This is a genomic window from Persephonella sp. (assembly GCF_027023985.1).
Classification (GTDB): domain Bacteria; phylum Aquificota; class Aquificia; order Aquificales; family Hydrogenothermaceae; genus Persephonella_A.
The window spans coordinates 1-23215 of sequence record NZ_JALVTW010000017.1 but is presented as its reverse complement, the minus strand read 5'-3'; the positions used below and the strand labels follow the sequence as shown (position 1 = coordinate 23215).

Sequence of the window (23215 nt, the reverse complement as noted above, 5' to 3'; positions counted from 1 at the left end):
AAAGATAATATAACTCTAACATACTAATTTCCTCTTGATATTTGTCAAAAATTGATATCAATCAATGCCACTTTTTTTTCAATACTTTAATTTAAATTTTGACAAATATTAATGTTAAATTTATTATAAAATTAAATTAAAATTAACACAAGAAAGGAGGTTTATTATGAAAAGGCTTCTACTGGCGGGGATGCTTGTTCCGGCTTTCCTATCCTATGCAAATGCACAGGAAGTAATCAAAGTTAAAAAAATCACTGTATCTGAAGAAATTCTCCCTGAAGAAACCAAAGGAGAAACCAAAGAAGCTACACAGGAGGATGTTAAAATCACAAGACAGATTGATTTAGGAGAAATCTTATCGGGACTATTTCCAGAGGTTAACCATATAAGAAAAGGTGGAACAGCTAACGATATTACTATTAGGGGATTTGGTAGAGATAATATAAATGTGCTAATAGACGGCCAGAGGGTTTATGGAGCCTGCCCAAACAGAATGGACCCCACTATATTCCATCTATCAACAAGACAGGTAAAGGAAGTAAAAATCTTAGAAGGTCCCTTTGATGTTTCAAATCAAGGTTCACTTGCAGGGGTTGTCAATCTGGTATCCAAAGACCCGGAAGCAGGAGCAGGAGGTTCAATATTTTTTACAGGAGGATATTTTAACTATCTGTCAGGAGGAGTTGAAGCCTATGGTGGAAATGAAACTGTAAGAGTCCTTGCAGGCTATAGCAAACAATACTCTAAACCTTATGAGTCAGGAGAAGGTAAAAAAATCACTGAGTATAAACACCCAAAAGCTGCCAATGATTATAAGCCTTCCGAAATAGACCACACAGCATTTAATATTGACAACGTATGGACAAAGGTTGTGATAACACCTAACGATGATAATGAGATAAAAATTAATTACGCTTTTGATGAGGCAAAGGATGTTTTATATCCTTATCTGCTTATGGATGCTGTTTATGATAGAACCCACAGGATAAATGGTGAATATTATCTTAAGCCACTTGATATCAAAATATCTGCCTACTGGAACTTTGTAAAACATGATATGCAGGATAGATGGAGAAAATCTTCTAATATGTGGGTTTCCCGTGGATATATGATGAGAACACTGGCCAAAACAAGAACATACGGAGTAAAGATTGAAAAAGGCTGGAAAACAGGGGATATAAAACTAAAAACAGGAATAGAAGCCTATAAAAGAAACTGGAGAGCTGATAATGTTGTTATGAATAACGATAACAGAGGAATGATACCTGATGTTGATATTAAGAATATAGGTGCTTATATTCAGGGAGCTAAAAAAATTAATAATCTTGTAGTATCAGCAGGAGTTAGAGTGGACAGCACAAAATCTGAAGCTGATAAAAACGCACTTGGGACAGCAAACAGAAATATATATAACGAGTATTACGGAAATAATTACGACCTTAACCAGACAGATACTTATGTAACAGGAAATATTCTTTTCAGATATAACTTTGATAAAAGGTCAAATGCTTATATTGGTTTTGGACATACTGTTAGAGTTCCAGACCCTGAAGAAAGATTTATAGCATTAAAAAAACCAATGACAAAACCTGACTGGGTAGGAAATCCTAATCTTGACCCTGTGAAAAATAATGAAATGGATGCAGGATTTGAGTATTACTGGGGATTATTTGGAATTAAAGGAAACATCTTTTACAGTGACCTTACAGACTATATCTACTTAACAAAAATCCAAAACCAATCAGGAACAAAAAAAGCCATGTCTTACCAAAATATAGATGCCCATATATACGGTGGAGATGTAACAGCTATTGGAATGTTGACAGATACAGTTTCAGTAGAAATAGGAGCTGCTTATCAAAGGGGTAAAAAGGATAGCGGGAAATATACAGATAGCGACCTTGCAGAAATTCCACCGCTAAAAACAAGACTTGCTATCAAATATGACAATGGAACAGCCTTTGGAATGCTGGAAACAATCTACTCCGCAAAACAATCAAAGGTGGACAGTGACCTGAATGAAAAAGAGACAAAATCTTATTATGTAGTAAATCTCAAAACAGGATACAACGTTGGAGATAGGGCATTTGTTGGTCTCGGAATAGACAACCTATTTGATAAAAATTACTATACTCATCTGTCTTATCTGAGAAATCCATTTAGCAGTGGTATGAAAGTTCCTGAACCTGGAAGATTTGTTTACATGAATATTAGTCTTAAGTTTTAGTATAATAATTTAGACTGCTTGCTGCTCCTGGTGTGTTGTTTTCATCTGCTCCCTTTGGGGGCAGTTTTTTTTATCATATATCTCAACTTTATTTTTACCAGAATTTTTAGCCCTATAAAGAGCTATATCTGCTTTCTTAAGAAGTTGCTCAGCTGTTTCATCATTAAAACAGGCTAATCCTATACTCACAGTAACATTAAAATCTCCAAAATTTATTTGGGATATTGTTTTTCTAATTTTTTCTGCCACTATATAACCATTTTGTATATCTGTTTCAGGACATACAATAACAAATTCTTCACCACCAAAACGGCCAGCTATATCTGTTTCTCTTATATTTCTTTTTACAACCCTTGCCACCATTGATAAAACAGCATCCCCAACATCATGACCATATTTATCATTTATCTGTTTAAAATTATCAATATCAAAAATGATTAGACACAATGGATGATTATACCTTTTTGCCCTTTTTATCTCTTCTTCTAATCTTTTAAACAGGTAATATCTGTTATACAAACCTGTTAGAGAATCTGTCATGGCAAGTTTAGAAAGTTTGTCATAAGATTTCAAAAGGGCATTTTCAAATATGTATGCAAGCAACATAACAATCATATAAGCCCCTAAAAATTGGCGTATCTCTATAGGGGTATAAGCAATTGAAACTATTTTTTCATGGCTAAGATATACAAGAAGACCTATTGTTCCAAGGATGAGCATATTCCATAAAAGACCGATTTTATTTCCCTTTAGGAAAAACGAAACAAATGGAAAAACAAATATCCAGTAAATACCTGTTTTTTCAAGTCCTCCATCAATGATAATCATAACAAACAGGATATAAAGACCTATAAGTATGAAATTTTCTGCTACATGAACTTTGCCTGTAGTTCGCATATATAGGAGACTAAGTAATCCCCCTGTTGAAACAAGAAATTCAAAGAAAAATAAATCTTTTTCTCCCCTTTGAAGATGAATAAATGACATAATGTATAAAACTATAGAACCTATAGTGATAAATATATATATTAATCGAATTTTATCAAATTCAGGGGAAGTGGTGTCATAATAAATTTCTTTATTTTTTTTCCATTTAAACATAAAATTAATACCTATTATTAACTTATTAATTTAGAAATAATAATACGAAAATTATGTTTAAAATTCTATCCCAAATTTATGAAAAATTAGCACTTTTAAGAAGATGGTTATATGATAAAAAAGTTTTTAAAACATGGAAACTTCCTGTTCCTGTAATATCTGTAGGAAACCTGTCTGTTGGAGGAACCGGGAAAACTCCTGTTACTATAGCCATTGCAAAACAGCTACAAACAAAAGGATACAATGTATGTGTTTTATCCAGAGGCTATAAAAGAAAAACAAAAGGCACTGTTATGGTATCTGATGGAGAAAAAATATTTACAAAATGGCAGGATGCAGGAGATGAGCCTTATCTTATAGCAACTTATAAAATTCCTGTTGTGGTTTCAGAAAGCAGATATGAAGCCGGAATAAAGGCTATAGAACTATTTAAGCCAGATATTTTTATTCTTGATGATGGCTTTCAGCACTACCAGCTTTATAGGAATATTAATATTCTTGTGATAGATGCAACAAGACCATTTTGGGAAGATAAACCTCTTCCTGCAGGAAGATTAAGAGAACCAATTGAAACTTACAAATACGCAGATTTATTTGTTATAAACAGATTTGAAAAAGTTAAAAATAAAGAGCAATTTTTAAAAAAGCTTGAAGAATTTAACAAACCATTTTTTATAACAGAAGAAAATTTTCAGCATCTAACAGATTTAAAAAGTGATATTCCGATTGTGAGTTTAAAAAATAAAAAGATAGGTGTTTTTGCAGGTCTTGGAAATAATCAGCAGTTTTTTTCTACAGTAGAAACTTTATCAAGAAAATATAATTTTCAGGTCTTGCATAAAATATCTTTTCCTGACCATTATGACTATCCTGTTCTTGAACTGCCCGGGAATGTTAATACATGGATTACAACAGAAAAAGACATTATAAAATTAAAGCCTGAAACAATCAAAAAATATAAAATCTTTGCGTTAAAATATGAGTTAAAATTACCTGAAAAGATGATGGAATTTATTAACAGCAGGATTAATCCGAAAAGAAAGTAAAATTCCATTGCCGGAGATAGCTATGAACACAGAAAAAGTTGAAAAACACCCATTTGATATTGTTTTGAAACTAATGATAAATGGTGAAATTGACCCGTGGAATGTTGATATAGTTGAACTGGCAGATAAGTATCTTCAGGAAATAAAAAAGATGCATATTCCAGACCTTAGACTTGCTTCAAAAGCCCTTGCAGCTGCTGCATTGCTGCTTAAGATGAAGGCTGATGCTTTAGACCTTGGAAAAGAGGAAGAGACAGAAGAAAAAATTTCCAGAAAAAGAGTTTTTGGTATAAAAAGATTTTACACAATTGATGAGATTGCCCATGTGCTTAAGAAATATATAGCCCCTGTAATTGAGTTTAAGCCAAAAAGAAAATACACCAGAAGAAAAGGCTATAAAAGAAAACCTAAAACACTTGAAATTCCTTTATTCCATGCAACACTGGAGGAAACTATAGAAGCCCTTGAAAAAGAGTTTGAACAGCTTGAAGGATTTATAACCCTTTCGGAGCTTAATCATCCAAATAAGGCACAGGCATTTGTTGCCCTTTTATTCCTGAACTACGAAGGTGTAATCAATATTTATCAAGAAGAAGAGTTTGGAGAAATATATATAGAGAAAAATCAGCAAAAATTGCAAAAAATAGCTTAATTGGAGGTTCTTATGAAAAAAGTTTTATTTGCGTTTTTATCAGTAAGTATGTTTGCCTTTGCACAATCCCAACAGGAAATAAATCAGGTGTGTGATACTTATGTATCAATTCTTGACGGATGTGATGTGGATAATGTTGATTGTGAGAAAACAGGAAAAACTCTAGAAAAATACCTTTTAAGCCATAATGTAAAACCTGAGGTTGCAAAACATTTCCATGAGCAATGTGTTAAAGTATGCCAGCTGCCAAAAGGAATATACTCACAGATTAGAGAGGATATAAAACAGGCCTGTATTAAAGGCTTCAAAGAATAAAAGGGGCAAAAGCCCCTTTTCTTTATAATGTTTTGTGACAGAACCACCAGTCAAAGCATTCAATTTCACCGGCTTCAGCTTTTTTGAGTCTTTCTTTTGCTTCTTCTTCACTTGTTGCCGGTGGAACAATAACATGGTCTTTAACAAGTTCGTTTTCAGGCCAGTTAGCAGGTGTAGCAACACCGTATTTATCAGTTGTTTGTAGAGCTTTTACAGCTCTAACAATTTCATCAATATTTCTACCGACTTCTTGTGGATAGTAGAGAATAAGTCTTATGATACCTTTGTCATCAACTATGAATACTGCCCTTACAGTATTTGTTCCTTTTTTAGGGTGTATCATCCCCAGTCTTTGAGCAACCTGTCCCATGTCATCAGCTATGATTGGGAATGTAATTTCTACTCCTGTTTTTTCTTTAATCCATTCTACCCATTTGATATGGGAAAATACCTGGTCAACAGAAAGTCCTATAAGCTCACAGTTGAGCTCATCAAACTTATCTTTTCTTTTCTGGAATGCAACAAACTCTGTTGTGCATACAGGAGTAAAGTCTGCAGGATGGCTAAAAAGGACAAACCATTTTCCTTTATAGTCGTCAGGCAGTTTTTTAACTCCATGGGTTGTTTTTACTTCAATTTCTGGAAATTTTTCACCAATCACTGGAATTCTGATTTCTTCCATACTCCTACCTCCTTTTTCTCTTTTATTTCTATTTATTAATATATGTCTGCTAAAAAAATTTTAAAGTGGTTTTATAAAGTTTAAAGTTCTTTGAAAAATAGAAGGCTTATAACTGGAATAATTTCAAGTCTTCCGAAAATCATTTCAAAAGAAAGAATTAGTTTCTCAAAATCATTAAAACCTGCAAAGTTAGAAGCCGGTCCCACATCTGCAAGGCCGGGGCCTAAACTTGTTATACAGGCAATAGAAGCAGAGAAAGATGTAATTAGGTCATGGTCACCTAAAGTAAGAATAAATCCACCAATCAGAACGGTAAACAGATAAAGGGATAAAAAAGCCCAGAACATATTTAGGGTAGAACTATTAACAGGTTTACCTTTTATGATTAGTTTATAAACAACTTTTGGATGGGCTATTCTTTTAATCTCTCCATAAATGGTTTTCCCTATAACTATTAATCTATAAACCTTTATACCCCCTCCTGTAGACCCTCCAACAGCCCCAATAAGAGCAATAATCATCATAAGAGCAAGCACAGAATAATGCCAGTTTGAATAATCGGTGGTGGAAAATCCTGTTGTTGTGGCTGCAGATACTATTTGAAAAAGAGAAAATCTAAAGCTGTCATATACATTATGGTAATAACCCTTTATATATAGGATTAATGTTGCAAATAAAACGGATAGTCCAATTATAGACAGATAAACGATAACTTCCTGGTCTTTGAAAAACACTTTTAAGGATTTTTTCTTAAGTATCAGGTAATATAGCTGAAGGTTTATTGCACCTAAAATCATAAATACTGTGATAATTACTTCCACAGGGAAACTATTAAATACCCCTGCACTTTGATTGTAAGGAGCAAACCCACCTGTAGCAACTGTAGCAAATGTAAAAGTAAAAGCATCATACCACTTTACACCGGCTATTTTCATTAAGATTATTTGGGTGGCTGTTAGCAGGATATAAACACTAAAAACAATTTTTGTAACCTCTTTGACCCGGGGTTCAATTTTTTCTTCTACTATCTTTGAGGATTCAAATTTTACTATTGCTTTGCCAATAGGAAGTTTTGTTGAAAGAAAAGAAACAGCAAAAACAGCAAATCCCAGTCCACCAACCCAGTTTGTAAGATTTCTCATAAATAAAATGCTTTTGGGTAAAATCTCTATATTCGTTAGTATAGAAGCACCTGTTGTGGTAAACCCTGAAACTGATTCAAAATATGCATTTATAGGGTCAGGAATATATCCACTGATAACATAACTTATTGATGTTAAAGCAGGGAATAAAAACCAAACAGAAACGGCAATAAAAAGGGCTTCCTTTTCTGTTAATTTTTGGGTTTTGATAGGAGCAGACAGGGAAAACAAAAACAAAGATATAAAAATAGGGACAATAAATGAAAGTATTTCTTTATCTTCTACATACAGTGAATATACCATTGGAGGTATAAATGTAAGAAGGGAAAGCATAAACAGCATAAAGGTTAGATATTTATATACAGGTTTGAACCTAAAGTTCTTCATCTTCTTCCTTTTCTAAGACTATAAGGATATCTCCTTCTTCCAATACAGTATTTCCCTTAGCTATATACATCTGGTCATATCTTTTAATCCCGAGTATTACAAAATTACCGGAAGAAATTTCTTCAACTTTTTTACCGGCTTTTTTCTTGTCAACAGGAATTTCTGAAACATCTATATTTTTAATAAGTTCAAATGTATCCACCAGACCTTTATGTCTTATTCTTCTGTAAACCCTTCTGGCTAATATTTTTCTGGCTATCAACGGTATATCTATTCCAAGAATTCTTGCCATGTCCTCATATTCAGGATGTTCAAGAAGGGCAAGAACTTTTTTTGCACCTAATCTTTTGGCAAGCATACATGCAAGAATATTTTCTTCACGGTAACTTGCACTTATAACAAGGTCAGCTTCCCCTATACCTTCGGATTTTAAGGTCTCTTCATCTACGAGTTTTGTGTGTATCACTGTGACATCCGGAAATTCTTCTGCAGCTTTCTCACACAGTTTTATATCAGGTTCATAAACCTTTATCTGAAAATTTCCCTGTTGAGACAGTCTTTTTATAATTCCAAATCCTCTTCTGGATAGTCCTAAAAAATGTATGGTTTTTACAGGTTTATTTTGGATTTTGAATTTTTCTATGAAATCATCTAAATATTTTTTTTCAAGAAGAACATAGATGATATCATCTTTAAGTAAAACTTTTTTGCCTGAAGGTATATAAACCTTACCATCCCTTTCTATAAGGGCAATTGTAAATGGAATTTCCTCACGGATAGCATTGAATTCTGAAATACTTCTGTTGACAAATCCATCTTCATTAGAAACTTTATAACTGAAGATTAAAAATCTACCCTGTTCAAATTCATTAAAAAATTCCATAAATGGATATCTAATTACAGTCTCTATATTTTTTATGATTTCATTAAATGCATTGACAATTTCTATTCCAAGGAAATTTTCTATCTCTGATTTAGAGAGGATTTCCTCATCTATACGGACTAAGATTTTATCTTTTTTGAAAACAGCTTTTAACATTAGGGCAATAGAGAGATTAATAGCATCATTGTTAGTAACAACCACAAACAAGTCATAATCCTGAAGATGTTCTATACAACCTTCACTAAAGGCATCACAATTATAAGAAGCCACATCCAGTGTTCGTTGTATATCTTCTATTTTTTCTTTATCTTTGTCTATTATTGCAATATCATAGCCTTCCTGGGATAGTTTCCTGGCTATGTAGCTACCTACTACTCCAGCTCCTATAATACATATCTTCATATATGAATATCCATAAGTTTTGATTTAACAGTTTTTTAAAGTAAATGGAATGAATAATGTTGTCAAGGGAGAAATGCCCTGCATTTGCAGGGTATTTATAGGAATTTAATGACTGAGTATGAAATCTGCCAGTGCTTTTCTTTCTTCGTCAGACATAGCTTTTGTTGTATTGAGATTTGGTTGCATAACAGCAAATTTAGCAGGATCAACTATTGGTTTTGCTTCACCTTTGAGGAATTTAAGAAGTTCTTCCTCTTTGCCTTTGTAAGCTGCTGCTATTTTGCTTAAGGCAGGTCCTACAGTATCAACTGATGCCTGGTGACATCCTGCACAGCCTTTTTCTGTGAATAATTTTTTTCCATCTATTTTAGCTGCTGCTACTGCCTGCTTCGCAGCTTCTACTTTTTCATTGGCTTTTTGGGCAACTTCATTTGCTGTTTCTTTGGCTTTCTCTGCTGCAGCTGAAGTTGCTTCTCCTGCTTTATTTGCTGCTGAAGCTGCTGTTTCTGTTGCTTTATTTGCAGCAGATTTTGCCATTTCACCAGCTTTTTGTGCAGCTTCTGAAGCTTTATCTGCTACTGCCTGTGCAGCTTCTCCTGCTTTATTAGCTGCGTTGCTTGCAACTTCTTTTGCTGTATTTGCAGCACTTTCAGCTGCTTCTTTTGTTGCTTGAGCTGCCTGTTGTGCTCCAGATTTTACAGCATCAACAGTGTTTTGGGCAGCCTCTTTTGCAGCATTTGCAGCTTCTCCAGCTTTTTCTGCCACACTGCTAACACCACTTTTAACAGTTTCCATTACTGAGCCTGAGTTTGATTGCTCTGAGCTTTTACTTTCTTCCTTTTTGCTCTGGCAACCGTAAACAGCCACCCCCGCAATAAGAAGAGCGCTTAAAAGTTTTTTCATTGGACATACCTCCCATTAATTTTTTTCAAGTGATAATCTTTTTTCTCTGCTCTCTGAGAGCAGTTTTATTAACCGCTCCTCATCCCCCTGTACTATTAATTCCCTCAATTTCTCTATTGATTTTATAAATTCATCTATAGTATGCAGGACATTTTCTTTATTTTCAATAAAAATATCCTTCCAGACATTAGGAGAGCTTGCTGCAATACGGGTAAAATCCTTAAAACCAGCCCCCGGATATAAAAATAGGTCAATACCTGTCTCTTTTGATAAAGATATAAGAGCATCAACCAGTGCAAATGCCACTGCATGGGACAGGTGTGATACTGCTGCAAATACAAAATCATGGGTGTCTGCATCCATAACTTCAACTTTTGAGCCTAAGTCTGTCCAGAATTTTTCAAGTCTTTTTGTAGCTTCGTCTTCTTCATTTATGGTTAGTATGAGTTTTTTGTTTTTGAATAAACCTATTACTGCATTTTCAACACCTTCTTTTTCTGTTCCGGCTATAGGATGTGCCCCTATAAATTTCACAGGGGATAGTATTTTCTCAAGCTGTTTTACAAGGTCTCCTTTAACACTACCAACATCTGTAACAACAGTATCTTTTTTTAAAAACGGTTTTATTTTCTTTGCTATTTCTTTAAATGTGCGAACAGGAGTTGAAAGAATCACAAGGTCTATCTTATCCCAGGGAATATCTTCTAATTTTGTCCAGCCTTCATCAATTGCCCCAAGTTCAATAGCTTTTTTAACCCTGTCTTTGCTTAAATCAAACCCGTATATTTTCCCTTGATAGCCTTCTTTTTTGAGAGATAAGGCAATTGACCCTCCGATAAGACCTAAACCGATAATAAGGATATTTTTAAAACCGCCGAAATCTTTCTCCAATTTCTGCTCCTTTTTATTTGATTAAAAGAACAGGTATAGGAGATTTATGCATTATATAGGATGTTGTGCTTCCAAGAATAAGCTCTTTTATTCTACTTTCTCCATAGGCACCCATTACAACAAGCTGGTATTTATCTTTATTCTCAACGATGTATTCTTCCAATTTTTCATCTGGATATCCATATTTGAATGTATGGGTGTAGTTCAGATTTAGATAGTTTTTAAGTAATTCCTTTAAATGTTCTTCTTTCTGTGGAGATGGTTCTTCTAAAACTGAGATTACAGTGATATTTTCTACTCCAATTTCTTTCGCAAACTCATTTAGATACTGGGCTGCATGGATAGATTTTTCCCTGCCATCAAATGCCAGAATAACATTTTTAATTTCCATAAATTTATCGGTGGTTATCATAACCGGACATTTTGCTTTTCTTGCTACAGCTTCAGATGTTGAACCTAAAAATAACGGTGCAAATTTGTTGTGTATTCCTGTTTTACCTACGATTAACAAGTCTTCCGGATCTGCCATATCAACAAGTTCATTTGCTACTATACCAAAGGCCTGAGCTATGGAGCAATCTCCACCTTTCTCTCTGCACTTTTGGGCAAATTCATCAAGTAAGACCTTTCCCCTTTCATCAAGTATTTCCTTTAGTTTAGGAGTTAAATCTGCATAAACGCTAAAACCTAACGCACCGGCTAAATCCTCTATAAATGGTGTTTCAAGAAGTCTTATATCAACTATATGAATACCAACAACAGGCCTTTTTAGTTTAACTGAAAAATAAATTCCGTAATCTGCAGCAACCCATGAACTTTTTGAACCATCAATTCCAACCAGTATCCTGTTAATCATTTTCCTTCTCCTTTTTTCTATTGAATTCCATATATGAATTTATTATCTCATTAAGGGCTTCGTCAAAATTTTTCTTATTAGTTTCCCATACCATAACACCTGCTTTTGTAAGATTCCATCTGACGCTAAACTCTTCAGGGTGATATGAAGCAACAACAATATCTATATTTATTTTTGATAAGATTTCCCCTATTTCTTCTTCATTCGGTTCAACATTTAAAGATGAATTGGTTTGAACTTTCCCATCTTCTGTAATATCTGCAATTACGATTTTTTTAGCATTTTTAAAATCTGTTATCTGCTGGTTTTCATCAAGTAAAAATGCAACCCTGAACCCCTTTTGCCTTACAGGTTCATAATGTATAAATACAGAATCTATATTGGGTATTTCTGTTTTTAATTTCTTTTCAATTTCATCAACTATTCTGTGTGTTTCCCTCAGGGAATAATTATGAAGCAGTAGTTCTATATCCAGAAACTTAAAACTGCCGGCAACTCTGCCTCTGATATGTTTTATATCAACTACGGCAGGATTTTCATAAATGATTTTTTTGATTTTTTCCAGCTCTTCTTTATCCAGAGAAACATCTAATAGCACTTTAAGACCCGATTTGAAAATGTCCCAACCACTATGAAAGATAAATAAAGCAACAATTGCAGCTGCATATTTATCCAGATTATATCCAAGGTATGTTCCAATCAGGCCTATAACAACAACAACCGAAGATAAAAAATCAGCCCATATATGCTCTGCATCTGCTTTTAAAACAGGGGAGTTCAGCTCTTTTGCAGCTTTCATTTCAAGTCTGGAATAGATTAAAGTGGTAATCATTGCAATTACCATAACAAGTATTGCCCACTGGGTATGCTGGACTATCCTTTCCTCATGGGAGAAAAAGGCCTCTTTTATAATTTCATAGGCAGCAAAAAATAAAAAAAATGAAATTACAATAGAGGCAATATTTTCAATTTTATAAAGCCCGTAAGGGAATTCTGATGATTTTTTGGCTGCAATTTTTACACTGATTAAAGAAATCAAAGAGGCCACAAGGTCAGAAAAAGAGTGTATAGCCTCAGCCATAAGAGCCAAGGAGCCTGTAAAAACAGCAAAAACAAATTTTAGGACTGTTAAGCTTGTGTTTAATATGAGAGAGCCTAAAGCCCACTTTTCTTTGGCTAACTGGTTATTTGTGTGTGTCATTTATCTTTTTGTTTCCTCTATAAGCTTTACAAATTCATCAAATATGTAATGTGAGTCATGGGGGCCTGGTGAGGCTTCTGGATGGTGCTGTATAGAAAATACAGGTCTATCAGTAAGTCTTATTCCCTCTATAGTATCATCATTTAGATTAATATGAGTGATTTCAACATTTTCAGGTAAGGAAGAAGGGTCTGTTGCATAGTTATGGTTCTGGGCTGTGATTTCCACTTTTCCTGTTTTCAGATTTTTTACAGGATGGTTTCCCCCATGATGTCCAAATTCCAGTTTGTATGTTCTTCCACCTATAGCCCAGGAAAGTAGCTGATGCCCGAGACATATACCAAACATAGGGATATCTGTCTTGATTAGCTTTTTAATCTGTTCAATCTGATAATGAAGTATTGCAGGGTCTCCGGGACCGTTAGACAGGAATATTCCATCCGGCGAGAATTTTATTATCTCTTCTGCTTCAACTGTGTGAGGGAAAACAGTTAATTCAAGACCTCTATCAACCATAAGCCTGAGGATATTTCTTTTTATCCCGTAATCTATAACGGCAACCCTGTATTTAAATTCTGTTTTCTTTGTATATCCTTCCGGCCAGATCCAGCTGCCCTCAGTCCATTTATAAACTTCTTTATGGCTTACCTTTGAAACAAGGTCTAACTCAGAAATATCCGGAATAGAACGGGCTTTTTTTACTGCTTCAACAGGAGATATATCCCCGATGCCAATATATCCTTTCATTACACCATATTTTCTTATAATTCGGACCAGTGCCCTTGTATCAATTCCGTAAATGCCTATAACGCCATTTTCATCAAGATACTCTTTTAGAGACTTATTTGCACGCCAGTTTGAGTATATCTGGGATAAATCTTTTATAACAAAACCATTGACATGAACCTTTTCTGATTCTATATCTTCAGGGTTAGTTCCGTAATTACCTATCTCAGAAGGGGTCATAACGACAATCTGACCCTTATAAGATGGGTCTGTGAGGATTTCTTGATATCCTGTAATTGATGTATTAAATATAACTTCTCCGCCTGTTTCCTTCTGGTCTAAACCTGAAAAAGCAATTCCATAAAAGAAGTGACCATCTTCTAAGGCAAGGATGGCTTTTTCCATTTTTACCCCTTGAAAAAGATTTTAAATATTTTACCAGAAAGCTAAGATTTGGATTATATTATTTAATAAATAAAGTTTAGCAAGGAAAAAATTATGGAAATTTTAAAATCACCGGCAAAAATAAATATAGGTCTCTGGGTAACTAATAAACGGCCTGACGGATACCATGAGATATATACTATATTTCATACTCTGGAATTACACGATAGGATTTTTATAAAACCAGCCCATATTCAAAAAGTTCAAACTTCAGCTAATATTCCACAGGAAGAAAATATTGTTTTCAAAACTATTCAAAAATTTGAGGAATGGACAGGGATAAAACCCCTATTTGAGATTTTTATAGAAAAGAATATTCCTATTGGAGCAGGTCTTGGCGGTGGAAGTTCAAATGCAGCAACAGTCCTTAAGTATATAAATGAGTATTATGAAAATCCCTTATCAGAAGAAGAACTTTTTCAGCTTGCAGCCTCAATAGGTGCAGATGTGCCCTTTTTTCTGAAAGGTGGAATGGCCATTGGTGAGGGCATAGGAGATAAACTTCAATTTATGGACAAAACCTTCTCAGACCAAATATTTATTATTTATCCGGGAATTAAGATATCGACCGGAGAAATCTATCAAAAAGTTACACCTGAGATGTTGACAAAAAAGGAAGATATTCATATAATAGATAGCCTGACTGGAGATTTTGAAAGGCTCCTTGACAGTATTGAGAATACGCTGGGTAAGATTGTGGAAAGGGATTTTCCACAGGTAAAAGAGGTAATGAATACCTTGAGATATCTGGGATATAAACCGGTTATCTCAGGAAGCGGAAGTAGTGTTTATGCAATAGGGGAGCCTTCTGAAGAATTGAATAAAATCTGCCAGATCAAAGGCTGGAAGTTGATAAAAACTTATCTTAAATAGAGTTGGGGAGTAGTTCAGCTGGCAGAACACCGGTCTTTGGAACCGGGTGTCGCAGGTTCGAGTCCTGCCTCCCCAGCCATTAAAATTCCATTTAAAACAAAACCGGAGGTATTTTTTTGAGTAAGCATCTAAAGCTTATAACTGGTAATGCCAATGTTGAGTTCGCACATAAGGTAGCAGAGTATCTTCACACACCTCTGGTAGATACACTTGTTACAAGATTTTCAGACGGAGAAATCAGAGTTCAGATAAAAGAAAATGTTAGAGGAGCAGATGTATTTGTTATTCAACCTTTAACATCTCCGGTTAATGACCACATAATGGAACTTCTCCTTATCCTTGACGCACTTAAAAGGTCTTCAACTCATAGAATAACAGCTGTTATCCCATATTTTGCTTATGCAAGACAAGATAGAAAAGATAAACCAAGGGTTCCAATATCTGCTAAGCTTCTTGCAGACATTATCCAAAAAGCAGGAGCTAACAGAGTATTAACTGTGGACCTTCACTCTGCACAGATACAGGGATTTTTTGACTGTCCTGTGGATAACCTTTATGCCCTTCCGGTTATTCTTGATTATCTCCAAAAGAAAAAGATACCTAATATGGTCGTTGTATCTCCAGATGCCGGTGGTGTTGAAAGAGCAAGAATGCTTGCAAACAAACTGGGGGCAAGCCTTGCAATAATCTACAAGAAAAGACCGGCGCCAAACGTAGTTGAAACCCTTGATGTTATTGGTGATATAGAAGGAAAAAATGCAATTATCATAGACGATATTATAGATACTGCAGGAACAATTGTTGCTGCTGCAAATATGCTCAAAGAAAAAGGAGCAAAATCTGTTATTGCAGCCTGCACACACCCGGTATTCTCAGGTCCTGCTATAGATAGGCTTTCAAATTCTGAAATAGAAGAAGTTATTGTAACTGACAGTATTCCAACAAAAGGAAAAGAGTTTGATAAACTAACTGTTTTATCAATTGCAGAACTTGTTGGTGAAGCAATCAAAAGAATTAATATAGAAAGCTCAGTAAGTTCATTGTTTGTATAAGGAGGTTGAATAAAAAATGATAGAAAGAATTGAATGGAAAGCACTTCCAAGAACAGTAGGAAAGAAAAGCGAAGTTAAGGAATATAGAAAAAAAGGGTATATTCCTGTTGAAATTTATGGAAAAGGTCATGAAAACGCCCATGCGTATATTTACTGGAAAGACCTTGCTGATAGGCCATCAGGAATGTTCCTTATTGACCTGAAAATAGAAGGTGAAGAAGAACCAAGAGTATGTATTTTAAAGGATATTCAGTATAACTACCTTGGAGATACGCCTATCCATGTTGACCTTTATGAGGTAACATTTGGAGTTGAGCTTGACGTTGAGGTTCCAGTTGAACTGGTTGGAAAACCAAAAGGTCTGGAAGTTGGTGGTATTCTTGAAAAACCAATCCATACAATTTTAATTAGAACAGTTCCAAGAAAAATACCAGAAAAAATCACTGTTGATGTATCAAACCTTGATGTTGGAGATGTTCTCCACGTTAGCGATATAGAACCACCTGAAGGGGTTAAAATTCTTACCCCTGGCGATGAAGTTGTAGCTGTTGTTCTCGAACCTGAAGTTGAAGAAGTTGCAGAAGAAGAGGCAGCTGAAGAAACAGCAGAAGCATAAACCTAAATGATAAAAGCAATAATTGGTCTGGGAAATCCCGGAGATCAATATAAAAACACCCGCCACAACATCGGTTTTATGGTTGCCGATGCTGTGGCTTCTTTACTTAAATGCAACAAAAAATACAAAGAGAAATGTTTTTCCCATATCTATGAATGTCCTGACCATGATGTGATTATCGTAAAACCCCAAACTTATATGAATAATAGCGGTGTTGCCGTTCAAAATCTTCTTGAAGAATATAACCTTAAGCCTGAAGAGATACTTGTCATATATGATGACCTTGACCTTCCATTTGGAACAATTCGCCTTAGAAAAAAAGGTTCCAGTGGTGGCCACAGAGGAATGAAATCAATAATAGAAAGTATTAAAACAGAAGATTTTCCAAGACTTAAAATTGGGATTGGCAGGCCAGAAAGAAAAGAACAGGTTGTAGATTATGTTCTGTCTCCTTTTCCTAAGAATCAGCAAATCTTACTTGAAAAGGTTATCCAGTCTGCCAGCCAGTGTATATTAAATGTGTTAAAATATGGTATTGATAAATCTATGAATTTTTGCAATCAGAAAATAGTATAAGAAACCCTTGCTTCCAGCATTAAGCTGGAGGCTGATTTAATAAAATCATCCAGAAGGAGGTATGTGCAGTGCGTCATTATGAGTTAGTTTTTGTGTTGAAGCCAACAATGACAGAAGAAGAAATGGCTTCAAAAGTAGAACAAATTCAAAATCTTATCACCTCAAACGGTGGCGAGATTTACAACTTTGAAAAATGGGGAAGAAGAGAACTTGCTTACCCAATCCAGAAGTTTAATACCGGATACTACTACATCGTAAACTTCAAAACAGACAATTCAGAACTTCCCCAAAAGCTTGAGTATAACCTCAGATTAGACGAGGATATTATCAGATTTCTCAATTTCAAAGTTAAGCCACCTAAAAAAGAAGAAGAAACTCCAGAAGTAGCTGAAGCTACAGAGGAATAAGAGGTTCATTATGCTTAACAAAGTATTTTTAATTGGCAGACTTACAAGGGACCCGGAGATTAGATTTCTTCCGAGTGGTTCTCAGGTTACAAGTTTTTCTATAGCTGTAAACAGACCTTATAGAGTTAACAACGAATGGAGAGAAGAAACATATTTCTTTGATATTGAGACATTCGGTCAGCTTGCAGAAAGACTTGGAAAACAGCTTAATAAAGGAACACAAATACTTGTTGAAGGCCAGCTTAGACAGGATAGATGGGAAACTGCGGCAGGAGACAAAAGGACAAAGGTCAAAATTGTAGCTGATAGGGTTAGTATCCTTTCAGGAAAGCCTGTAGAAAGACCAGAAAAAATAGAAGAAGAACCTGAGCTTGATATCTCTACTGAAACTGAGGATTTTTCCTCAGATGAAGATGTTCCATTTTAAAAACAAAAGGAGGTAAAAAATTGAGTAATAAAAACCAAAACCCAGCAGCACAAAACAAACCATTTTTCCAAAAAAGAAAGAAATACTGCAAATTCTGTGCAGAAGGAAAAGAGCCTAATTATAAAGATGTTGAATATCTCAGACAGTTTATATCTGAAAGAGGAAAAATAATACCAAGAAGAATTTCTGGAACATGCGGAAAACACCAGAGAAAACTCACAGTTGAGATTAAAAAAGCAAGACAGCTTGCTTTATTACCATACGTAATAATGTAGGAGGTTGAGAGAGAATGAAAGTTATATTGGCTAAAGATGTTGAAGGTTGGGGAACAATAGGCGATATTATAGAAGTTAAAAGAGGTTTTGCAAGAAACTACCTTATACCTAAAGGCCTTGCTTATGAGGCTACAGACAGCAATATAAGAATGGTTCAGGAAATACTTAGACAAAAATCAAGAAAGCTTGAAAGAGAAAAACAAAAAGCCCTTGAGCTTGCAGAAAAACTTAAAGGTCTGGAAATAGAAATCAAAAGACCTGTTGGAACAACAGGAAAACTCTATGGTTCCGTAACAACTGCAGATATAGCAGAAGCTCTTAAAGAGAAAGGAATAGAAATAGACAGAAAGAAAATTATGCTCAGAAATCCATTAAGAAATATTGGCTCTTACAACATAACAATCAGACTTCATCCTGAAGTTAGCGAAACAATAAAAGTTCATATCGTTCCTGAAAACGTAGAGTAAAATTCATAGCCCCTTTTGGGGCTTTTCCTTTATTTTCAATAATTTCCCATCGGAAGAAAATTTTTCTCTTCTGTGTTATATTTAACTTCTAAAATTTTCAAAACTACATTTCAAATCTGGTGATTTAAATGGCTGAGGAACTAGATATTAACCTTCCCCATGATGACCATACAGAACGGGCTGTTTTAGGTTCTATCTTTATAGACCCATCTGTTGCAGATACAGTCTTTAATATATTAAAAGTTGAAGATTTTTTTAATCCAAAACATAGAATTATCTACTCTGCTTTTCTCCAGCTATCTGAAGAAGGCAAAGAAATAGAACCCTTAATTGTAAAAAATCATCTGGAAAAAATCGGAAAATTAGAGGCTATTGGAGGAGCTGGCTATATAGCACTTATCACAAATGAAGCTGCTCCTCCTAATATAGTTGAAACCCTTGCCCAGCAACTAAAAGAAAAAGCTATTGCCAGAAATCTCATTCTCGTTGCAAAAGGCATAATAGAAAAATCCAAAAAAGTAAGAGATATCAACCAGCTTATAGAAGAAGCAGAAACTGAAATTTTTAAACTTAATGAAGATAGAACTATAACCCACTACTATGAAATCAAAGATGTAATAAGGGAAACCTTAAATATCATAAATGAACTTTTCAAGAAGGATACTATTATTACAGGTCTCCCCTCGGGATTTTATGACCTTGATAGACTAACAACAGGCTTCCACCCCGGAGATTTAATAATCATTGCGGCAAGACCTGCAATGGGTAAGACTTCACTGGCACTTTCTATTCTTCACAACGTTAGCGTGGTTGACAAAGTTCCTGCTGCATTTTTCTCCCTTGAGATGTCAAAGGAACAGATTGCTATGAGACTTTTGTCCCTTGAAGCAAGGATAACCTTGAAAAAAATCAGGTCTGGGTTTTTAAGTGCAGAAGAGCTTGAGAAACTAACAAATACAGCTTTGGAAATATCAAAATCACCCTTATTTATAGACGATACTGCATCTATCTCAATTCTGGATTTAAGAGCAAAAGCAAGAAGGCTTAAAAGGGAAAAAGATATTCAGCTTGTTGTTGTTGACTATCTTCAGCTTCTTCGCTCCCATAGAAGAACAGAAAACAGGCAGCAAGAAGTAGCAGAAATATCCAGAGGTTTAAAAGCCCTTGCCAAAGAATTAAATATCCCTGTTATTTCCCTTGCACAACTATCCCGTCAGGCAGAGATGCGTTCTGACAAAAGACCCCAACTGGCAGACCTGAGAGAGAGCGGCAGCATTGAGCAGGATGCTGACCTTGTTATGTTTATACATAGGCCTGAATACTATAAGAAAAATCCCACACCTGAAGAAGAAGGTCTTGCTGAAATTATAATAGCAAAACAGAGAAACGGTCCAACGGGAATAGTAAATCTGGCATTCATAAAAGATATAACAAGATTTGAAAACCTTGCGAAAGGCAGTTATTCAGAGGAAGAAACAAAGCAATCTATGGAAACTGATGATAAAATAGAAGATGAGCTTTTAGAAAATATAGATTTACTTGATGAAGATATAGCAGAGCTGTAAATGGAAAAATTTAAAAGATTTGTAGAGCACGTAGGGGAGGCAACTATACTTTTTTTAGAAACTATTTTTGTAATCATTAAGTCTCCCCCAAAAATCAAACATATCCTTAAGTATATGGATGAAATTGGCGTAACGGCAGCACCACTTATTGCAATAACAGGTTTTTTCACCGGTGGTGTTCTTGTTGTAGAAACATATCCAACATTTCACAGATTTAATGCGGAATTTCTTATAGGTGCTCTTGTTTCCCTATCCTTAGCTAGAGAACTTGCCCCTGTTTTGGTTGCTCTCCTGGTTACTGCCCGTTCAGGTTCAGCGATAGCAGCAAATATAGGAACAATGAAAATAACAGAGCAGATAGATGCTCTTCAGGTTATGGCAGTTAATCCAATCAGATATTTAATTGCTCCCAGACTTATAGCAGCAGTAATAATGGTTCCTGCCCTTACAATCTTGTCTTATACTTCTGGTATTATAGGAGGTTATTTTGTTGGAACATATCTTTATTCTATAAATCCTTATTTATTTGTAGAAAAAATGAAAGATTTAACTGAGCTTAAAGATATATTTGGAGGTCTTTATAAATCAGCATTTTTTGCAATGACAATAACAATAATAGCCTGCTATTTTGGGTATGTTACAAAGGGGGGAGCTGAAGGAGTTGGGAGGTCTACCACAACTGCGGTTGTGGTTGCATCTGTAGTTGTTTTAATATTAGACTATTTCCTGACAGCATTAATTTACTAATCACAGGAGGTGTAGCAAATGAAAAGATTTTTAGCGGTGGCAGGTGCGGTAATTTTAGCAAGTTGTGCAGGAGCAACTTCTTCTGCAACGTCAGCAGGCAAATCAGTATTTGCACATCCTGAAACAAAATATGTAAAACCTGTTATTACTCTTGAACAGGCCAAACAAAAAATTGAGAACTACGTAAAAGGAACAAAAGAAGTATCCCAGATTAAAGTTTGTGAAGGAAAAAAATATTATATTGGTGAACTTTATATCAAGGGATATGAAAACTTTGATACCATCAGAACAGTATTTGTAGATAAAGTAACAGGAGACCTTTTACCATCCTTTGCAGAAGCTAAGGAATATTGTTACTCTGCTGAAAAATGAAAAAAATAGCCGTTTTAACCAGCGGGGGCGATGCCCCCGGTCTTAATGCCTGTATAAGAGCAGTTGTCCGGGCAGGACATTATTACGGATTTGATGTTATAGGAGTAAGAAGAGGCTTCAAAGGTCTTATAGAAAAAGATTTTATAAAGCTATCCCCCAGAGATGTTGGTCTTATTATCAACAGAGGTGGCACAATTCTTTTAACTGCAAGGGAAGAAAGATTTCATGATTATCAATACCGCAAAGTAGCAGCAGAAAATATCAGGGAAGAAGGTATAGATGCGCTTTTTGTTATAGGAGGTAATGGTAGCTTTCAGGGAGCAAATCTTCTTGTCAAAGAATTTGATATTCCTGTGATAGGTATTCCCAAAACAATAGACAATGATACTTATGGCACAGATTATACAATAGGATTTGATACAGCTGTTAATAATGCTGTTGATGCTATAGACAAAATTAGAGATACAACAATGTCCCATGAAAGAGTTTTTGTTGTTGAGGTTATGGGAAGAAACAGTGGCTTCATAGCCCTTGCTGCAGGTATTGCCACAGGAGCAGATGTAACATTAATTCCCGAGTATCCATTCCCAATGCATGTAATTGTAGATACTGTAATTAATTCTTTAAAAAGGGGGAAAAGATTTTCAATTATAGTAGTTGCTGAAGGTGTAGCTTCTGCGAAAGAAATTGCAGGAATCCTTAAAGAAAAACTCAGGCCTTATGAGTTTGGCGGCGTTAGATATGCAGTATTAGGACATATCCAGCGTGGTGGAAGTCCTACAGCATTTGATAGGGATATTGCTTCCAGGTTTGGTGTATTTGCAGTTGAGGAATATTTAAACGGCAAGAAAAATATAATGGTAGCTTATGAGAAAGGAGAAATTGTTTCTAAACCTCTGGAGATATCTTTTGGTAAAATAAAAGCTCCTGATTTGAAAGATTTTGAAATTAACAATATATTAACCCTGTGAAATGGAAATAACCGACGTAAAGATTTATCCTTTTGATACAAGTAGAATAGGTGGTAGAGTTCGTGCTGTTGCAGATATTACCATTGATGATGTTCTGGTAATAAAAGGTATAAAAGTTATTGAATCAAAGCACGGCGGTTTATTTATTTCATTCCCTAAAAAAGTCAGCTCAAAGGGGACTTATGTTGATATTGTCCAGTCTCTTGATAATGAGTTTACAGAAAAAGTCCGCAGAGCTGTTATTGACCGTTACAAAGAACTAATGAAAATTTAAATAAAATTTATTTCAATTTTTCCAGATTTATTCTGTAAATTTTACCTAAATTCTTTTTATAGCTGTATTTATAATTCTCTACTTCTGATATATACCCCTTATCTATCAAAGATTTTAATGCCTTGGAAACAGTGACTCTACTGACATTTAACTTCTTAGCTATTTGTGCCTGTGGCAAAATAGTATCTCCATTCTTTTTTCTTGAAGAATAAAGGAACATAAACACGCTTAATTCAATCGGTTTTAGCTCTCTCTTTTCTGCCAAATATGTAAATAATTTGGTCATATTATTCCCGGGCTGTGTTTTTAGCAGTTTTTTCTCAAAGGAGTTAAATCCTTTTACATTTGTATGTATATTTTCTATAAGTCCGAAGTGATTATGAATAATAGTTAAGATATCATCCCTTATATCTGCTTTGACTCTAAGGTTTATTGAATCTTTATACCTAAAATAATTTTTTAATAAATTTTTAAAATCGGACGTGTAAGCAAGAAAATGTAATCTGATCTCTTCAGGTTTTTTACCAATATTTAGATAAGTATTTATTAGCCCGAGTAAGTTATATAAATTTTTGCTTTTTATTACTTCCTGTGCATATTTATCTTTATTTTCTAAAATCTGAAAGATTATACCTGATATTATTTTCCTTTCTGCAACTGCGCTTCTTTTAGAAACCATTTTATTTACTTCCAGCAAAAGTTTATATTCTTTGTAATAGTATCCAACTATTTTTC

The 23215-nt window shown here is 34.8% G+C and carries 27 protein-coding genes and 1 tRNA gene; 18 read left to right on the top strand and 10 right to left on the bottom strand.

The genetic code is table 11. The features are described from left to right. The first annotated feature begins 166 nt into the window (after window positions 1-166). Window positions 167-2227, top strand: a complete 2061-nt coding sequence (locus tag MVE07_RS04810; RefSeq protein ID WP_297454769.1) for a TonB-dependent receptor — start codon at window positions 167-169, stop codon at window positions 2225-2227. A gap of 9 nt (window positions 2228-2236) precedes the next feature. Here MVE07_RS04810 and MVE07_RS04805 read toward each other — a convergent pair whose 3' ends face one another. Then, window positions 2237-3328, bottom strand: a complete 1092-nt coding sequence (locus MVE07_RS04805) for a GGDEF domain-containing protein (protein ID WP_297454767.1) — start codon at window positions 3326-3328, stop codon at window positions 2237-2239. A gap of 53 nt (window positions 3329-3381) precedes the next feature. On the opposite strand from MVE07_RS04805, the gene lpxK reads away from it, so the two are divergent. From lpxK to MVE07_RS04790, 3 genes are read left to right on the top strand one after another with little or no spacing between them, the layout of a single operon-like run. Then, window positions 3382-4374, top strand: coding sequence for a tetraacyldisaccharide 4'-kinase (gene lpxK / locus MVE07_RS04800; RefSeq protein ID WP_297454764.1), 993 nt, complete (start codon window positions 3382-3384; stop codon window positions 4372-4374). A 22-nt stretch (window positions 4375-4396) separates the two neighbouring features. Next, window positions 4397-5026, top strand: a complete 630-nt coding sequence (locus MVE07_RS04795; RefSeq protein ID WP_029520111.1) for a segregation/condensation protein A — start codon at window positions 4397-4399, stop codon at window positions 5024-5026. A 12-nt stretch (window positions 5027-5038) separates the two neighbouring features. After that, entirely contained in the window at window positions 5039-5341 is a 303-nt protein-coding gene (locus MVE07_RS04790; RefSeq protein ID WP_297454761.1) for a hypothetical protein, read from the top strand. A 22-nt stretch (window positions 5342-5363) separates the two neighbouring features. Here the strand turns inward: MVE07_RS04790 and MVE07_RS04785 are convergent, their stop codons facing one another. The 8 genes from MVE07_RS04785 to carA all read right to left on the bottom strand — a co-directional run bounded on the left by MVE07_RS04785 (window position 5364) and on the right by carA (window position 13819). Continuing rightward, a complete protein-coding gene (locus MVE07_RS04785) occupies window positions 5364-6023 on the bottom strand; it encodes a peroxiredoxin (protein WP_297454756.1) in 660 nt (219 codons plus the stop codon). Window positions 6024-6103: 80 nt separating this feature from the next. After that, complete coding sequence (locus tag MVE07_RS04780) at window positions 6104-7552, bottom strand: TrkH family potassium uptake protein (RefSeq protein WP_297454754.1); 1449 nt, start codon at window positions 7550-7552, stop codon at window positions 6104-6106. Next, on the bottom strand, window positions 7539-8837 hold the full coding sequence (locus tag MVE07_RS04775) for an NAD-binding protein (protein WP_297454750.1): 1299 nt from the start codon (window positions 8835-8837) through the stop codon (window positions 7539-7541). The genes MVE07_RS04780 and MVE07_RS04775 overlap by 14 nt, the downstream gene beginning before the upstream one ends. Before the next feature lie 105 nt (window positions 8838-8942). Continuing rightward, window positions 8943-9740, bottom strand: coding sequence for a c-type cytochrome (locus MVE07_RS04770; protein WP_297454747.1), 798 nt, complete (start codon window positions 9738-9740; stop codon window positions 8943-8945). A 15-nt stretch (window positions 9741-9755) separates the two neighbouring features. Next, window positions 9756-10631, bottom strand: coding sequence for a prephenate dehydrogenase/arogenate dehydrogenase family protein (locus MVE07_RS04765; protein WP_297454744.1), 876 nt, complete (start codon window positions 10629-10631; stop codon window positions 9756-9758). 13 nt (window positions 10632-10644) lie between these two features. Continuing rightward, complete coding sequence (locus tag MVE07_RS04760) at window positions 10645-11487, bottom strand: universal stress protein (protein WP_297454741.1); 843 nt, start codon at window positions 11485-11487, stop codon at window positions 10645-10647. Next, window positions 11480-12688, bottom strand: coding sequence for a cation diffusion facilitator family transporter (locus MVE07_RS04755; RefSeq protein WP_297454739.1), 1209 nt, complete (start codon window positions 12686-12688; stop codon window positions 11480-11482). The genes MVE07_RS04760 and MVE07_RS04755 overlap by 8 nt, the downstream gene beginning before the upstream one ends. Beyond that, window positions 12689-13819, bottom strand: coding sequence for a glutamine-hydrolyzing carbamoyl-phosphate synthase small subunit (gene carA, locus MVE07_RS04750; RefSeq protein ID WP_297454736.1), 1131 nt, complete (start codon window positions 13817-13819; stop codon window positions 12689-12691). Window positions 13820-13912: 93 nt separating this feature from the next. On the opposite strand from carA, the gene MVE07_RS04745 reads away from it, so the two are divergent. The 14 genes from MVE07_RS04745 (at window position 13913) to MVE07_RS04680 (ending at window position 22480) form a co-directional block, all read left to right on the top strand. Next, complete coding sequence (locus MVE07_RS04745) at window positions 13913-14731, top strand: 4-(cytidine 5'-diphospho)-2-C-methyl-D-erythritol kinase (protein ID WP_297454734.1); 819 nt, start codon at window positions 13913-13915, stop codon at window positions 14729-14731. A gap of 3 nt (window positions 14732-14734) precedes the next feature. Next, window positions 14735-14810: transfer RNA gene (locus MVE07_RS04740), tRNA-Gln, on the top strand. 37 nt (window positions 14811-14847) lie between these two features. Then, the gene (locus MVE07_RS04735; protein ID WP_297454731.1) at window positions 14848-15783 is read left to right on the top strand and encodes a ribose-phosphate pyrophosphokinase; all 936 of its coding nucleotides are present in this window, start codon (window positions 14848-14850) and stop codon (window positions 15781-15783) included. A gap of 16 nt (window positions 15784-15799) precedes the next feature. Beyond that, window positions 15800-16399: a 50S ribosomal protein L25/general stress protein Ctc gene (locus tag MVE07_RS04730; RefSeq protein ID WP_297454730.1), complete on the top strand. Its 600-nt coding sequence runs from the start codon at window positions 15800-15802 to the stop codon at window positions 16397-16399. A gap of 6 nt (window positions 16400-16405) precedes the next feature. Further along, window positions 16406-16975, top strand: a complete 570-nt coding sequence (pth, locus tag MVE07_RS04725) for an aminoacyl-tRNA hydrolase (RefSeq protein WP_297454728.1) — start codon at window positions 16406-16408, stop codon at window positions 16973-16975. 68 nt (window positions 16976-17043) lie between these two features. Further along, entirely contained in the window at window positions 17044-17382 is a 339-nt protein-coding gene (gene rpsF, locus MVE07_RS04720) for a 30S ribosomal protein S6 (protein WP_297454725.1), read from the top strand. A gap of 10 nt (window positions 17383-17392) precedes the next feature. Continuing rightward, the gene (gene ssb / locus MVE07_RS04715) at window positions 17393-17809 is read left to right on the top strand and encodes a single-stranded DNA-binding protein (protein WP_297454723.1); all 417 of its coding nucleotides are present in this window, start codon (window positions 17393-17395) and stop codon (window positions 17807-17809) included. Window positions 17810-17829: 20 nt separating this feature from the next. Further along, window positions 17830-18084, top strand: a complete 255-nt coding sequence (rpsR, locus tag MVE07_RS04710) for a 30S ribosomal protein S18 (RefSeq protein WP_029520127.1) — start codon at window positions 17830-17832, stop codon at window positions 18082-18084. Between the two features lie 14 nt (window positions 18085-18098). Then, window positions 18099-18551 (top strand): 50S ribosomal protein L9, encoded by a 453-nt coding sequence (gene rplI / locus MVE07_RS04705; RefSeq protein WP_029520128.1) that lies wholly within the window; start codon window positions 18099-18101, stop codon window positions 18549-18551. Window positions 18552-18679: 128 nt separating this feature from the next. Further along, window positions 18680-20116, top strand: a complete 1437-nt coding sequence (gene dnaB, locus MVE07_RS04700; protein WP_297454718.1) for a replicative DNA helicase — start codon at window positions 18680-18682, stop codon at window positions 20114-20116. Continuing rightward, window positions 20117-20863, top strand: a complete 747-nt coding sequence (locus MVE07_RS04695; RefSeq protein WP_297454715.1) for an MlaE family lipid ABC transporter permease subunit — start codon at window positions 20117-20119, stop codon at window positions 20861-20863. Between the two features lie 18 nt (window positions 20864-20881). Further along, window positions 20882-21235 (top strand): hypothetical protein, encoded by a 354-nt coding sequence (locus MVE07_RS04690; protein WP_297454712.1) that lies wholly within the window; start codon window positions 20882-20884, stop codon window positions 21233-21235. After that, a complete protein-coding gene (gene pfkA / locus MVE07_RS04685; RefSeq protein WP_297454709.1) occupies window positions 21232-22206 on the top strand; it encodes a 6-phosphofructokinase in 975 nt (324 codons plus the stop codon). The genes MVE07_RS04690 and pfkA overlap by 4 nt, the downstream gene beginning before the upstream one ends. 1 nt (window position 22207) lies before the next feature. Continuing rightward, window positions 22208-22480, top strand: coding sequence for a SpoVG family protein (locus MVE07_RS04680; protein ID WP_297454706.1), 273 nt, complete (start codon window positions 22208-22210; stop codon window positions 22478-22480). Between the two features lie 7 nt (window positions 22481-22487). Here MVE07_RS04680 and MVE07_RS04675 read toward each other — a convergent pair. Beyond that, window positions 22488-23215 (bottom strand): helix-turn-helix domain-containing protein (locus MVE07_RS04675; RefSeq protein ID WP_297454703.1); only part of this gene is annotated, 728 nt, incomplete at its 5' end.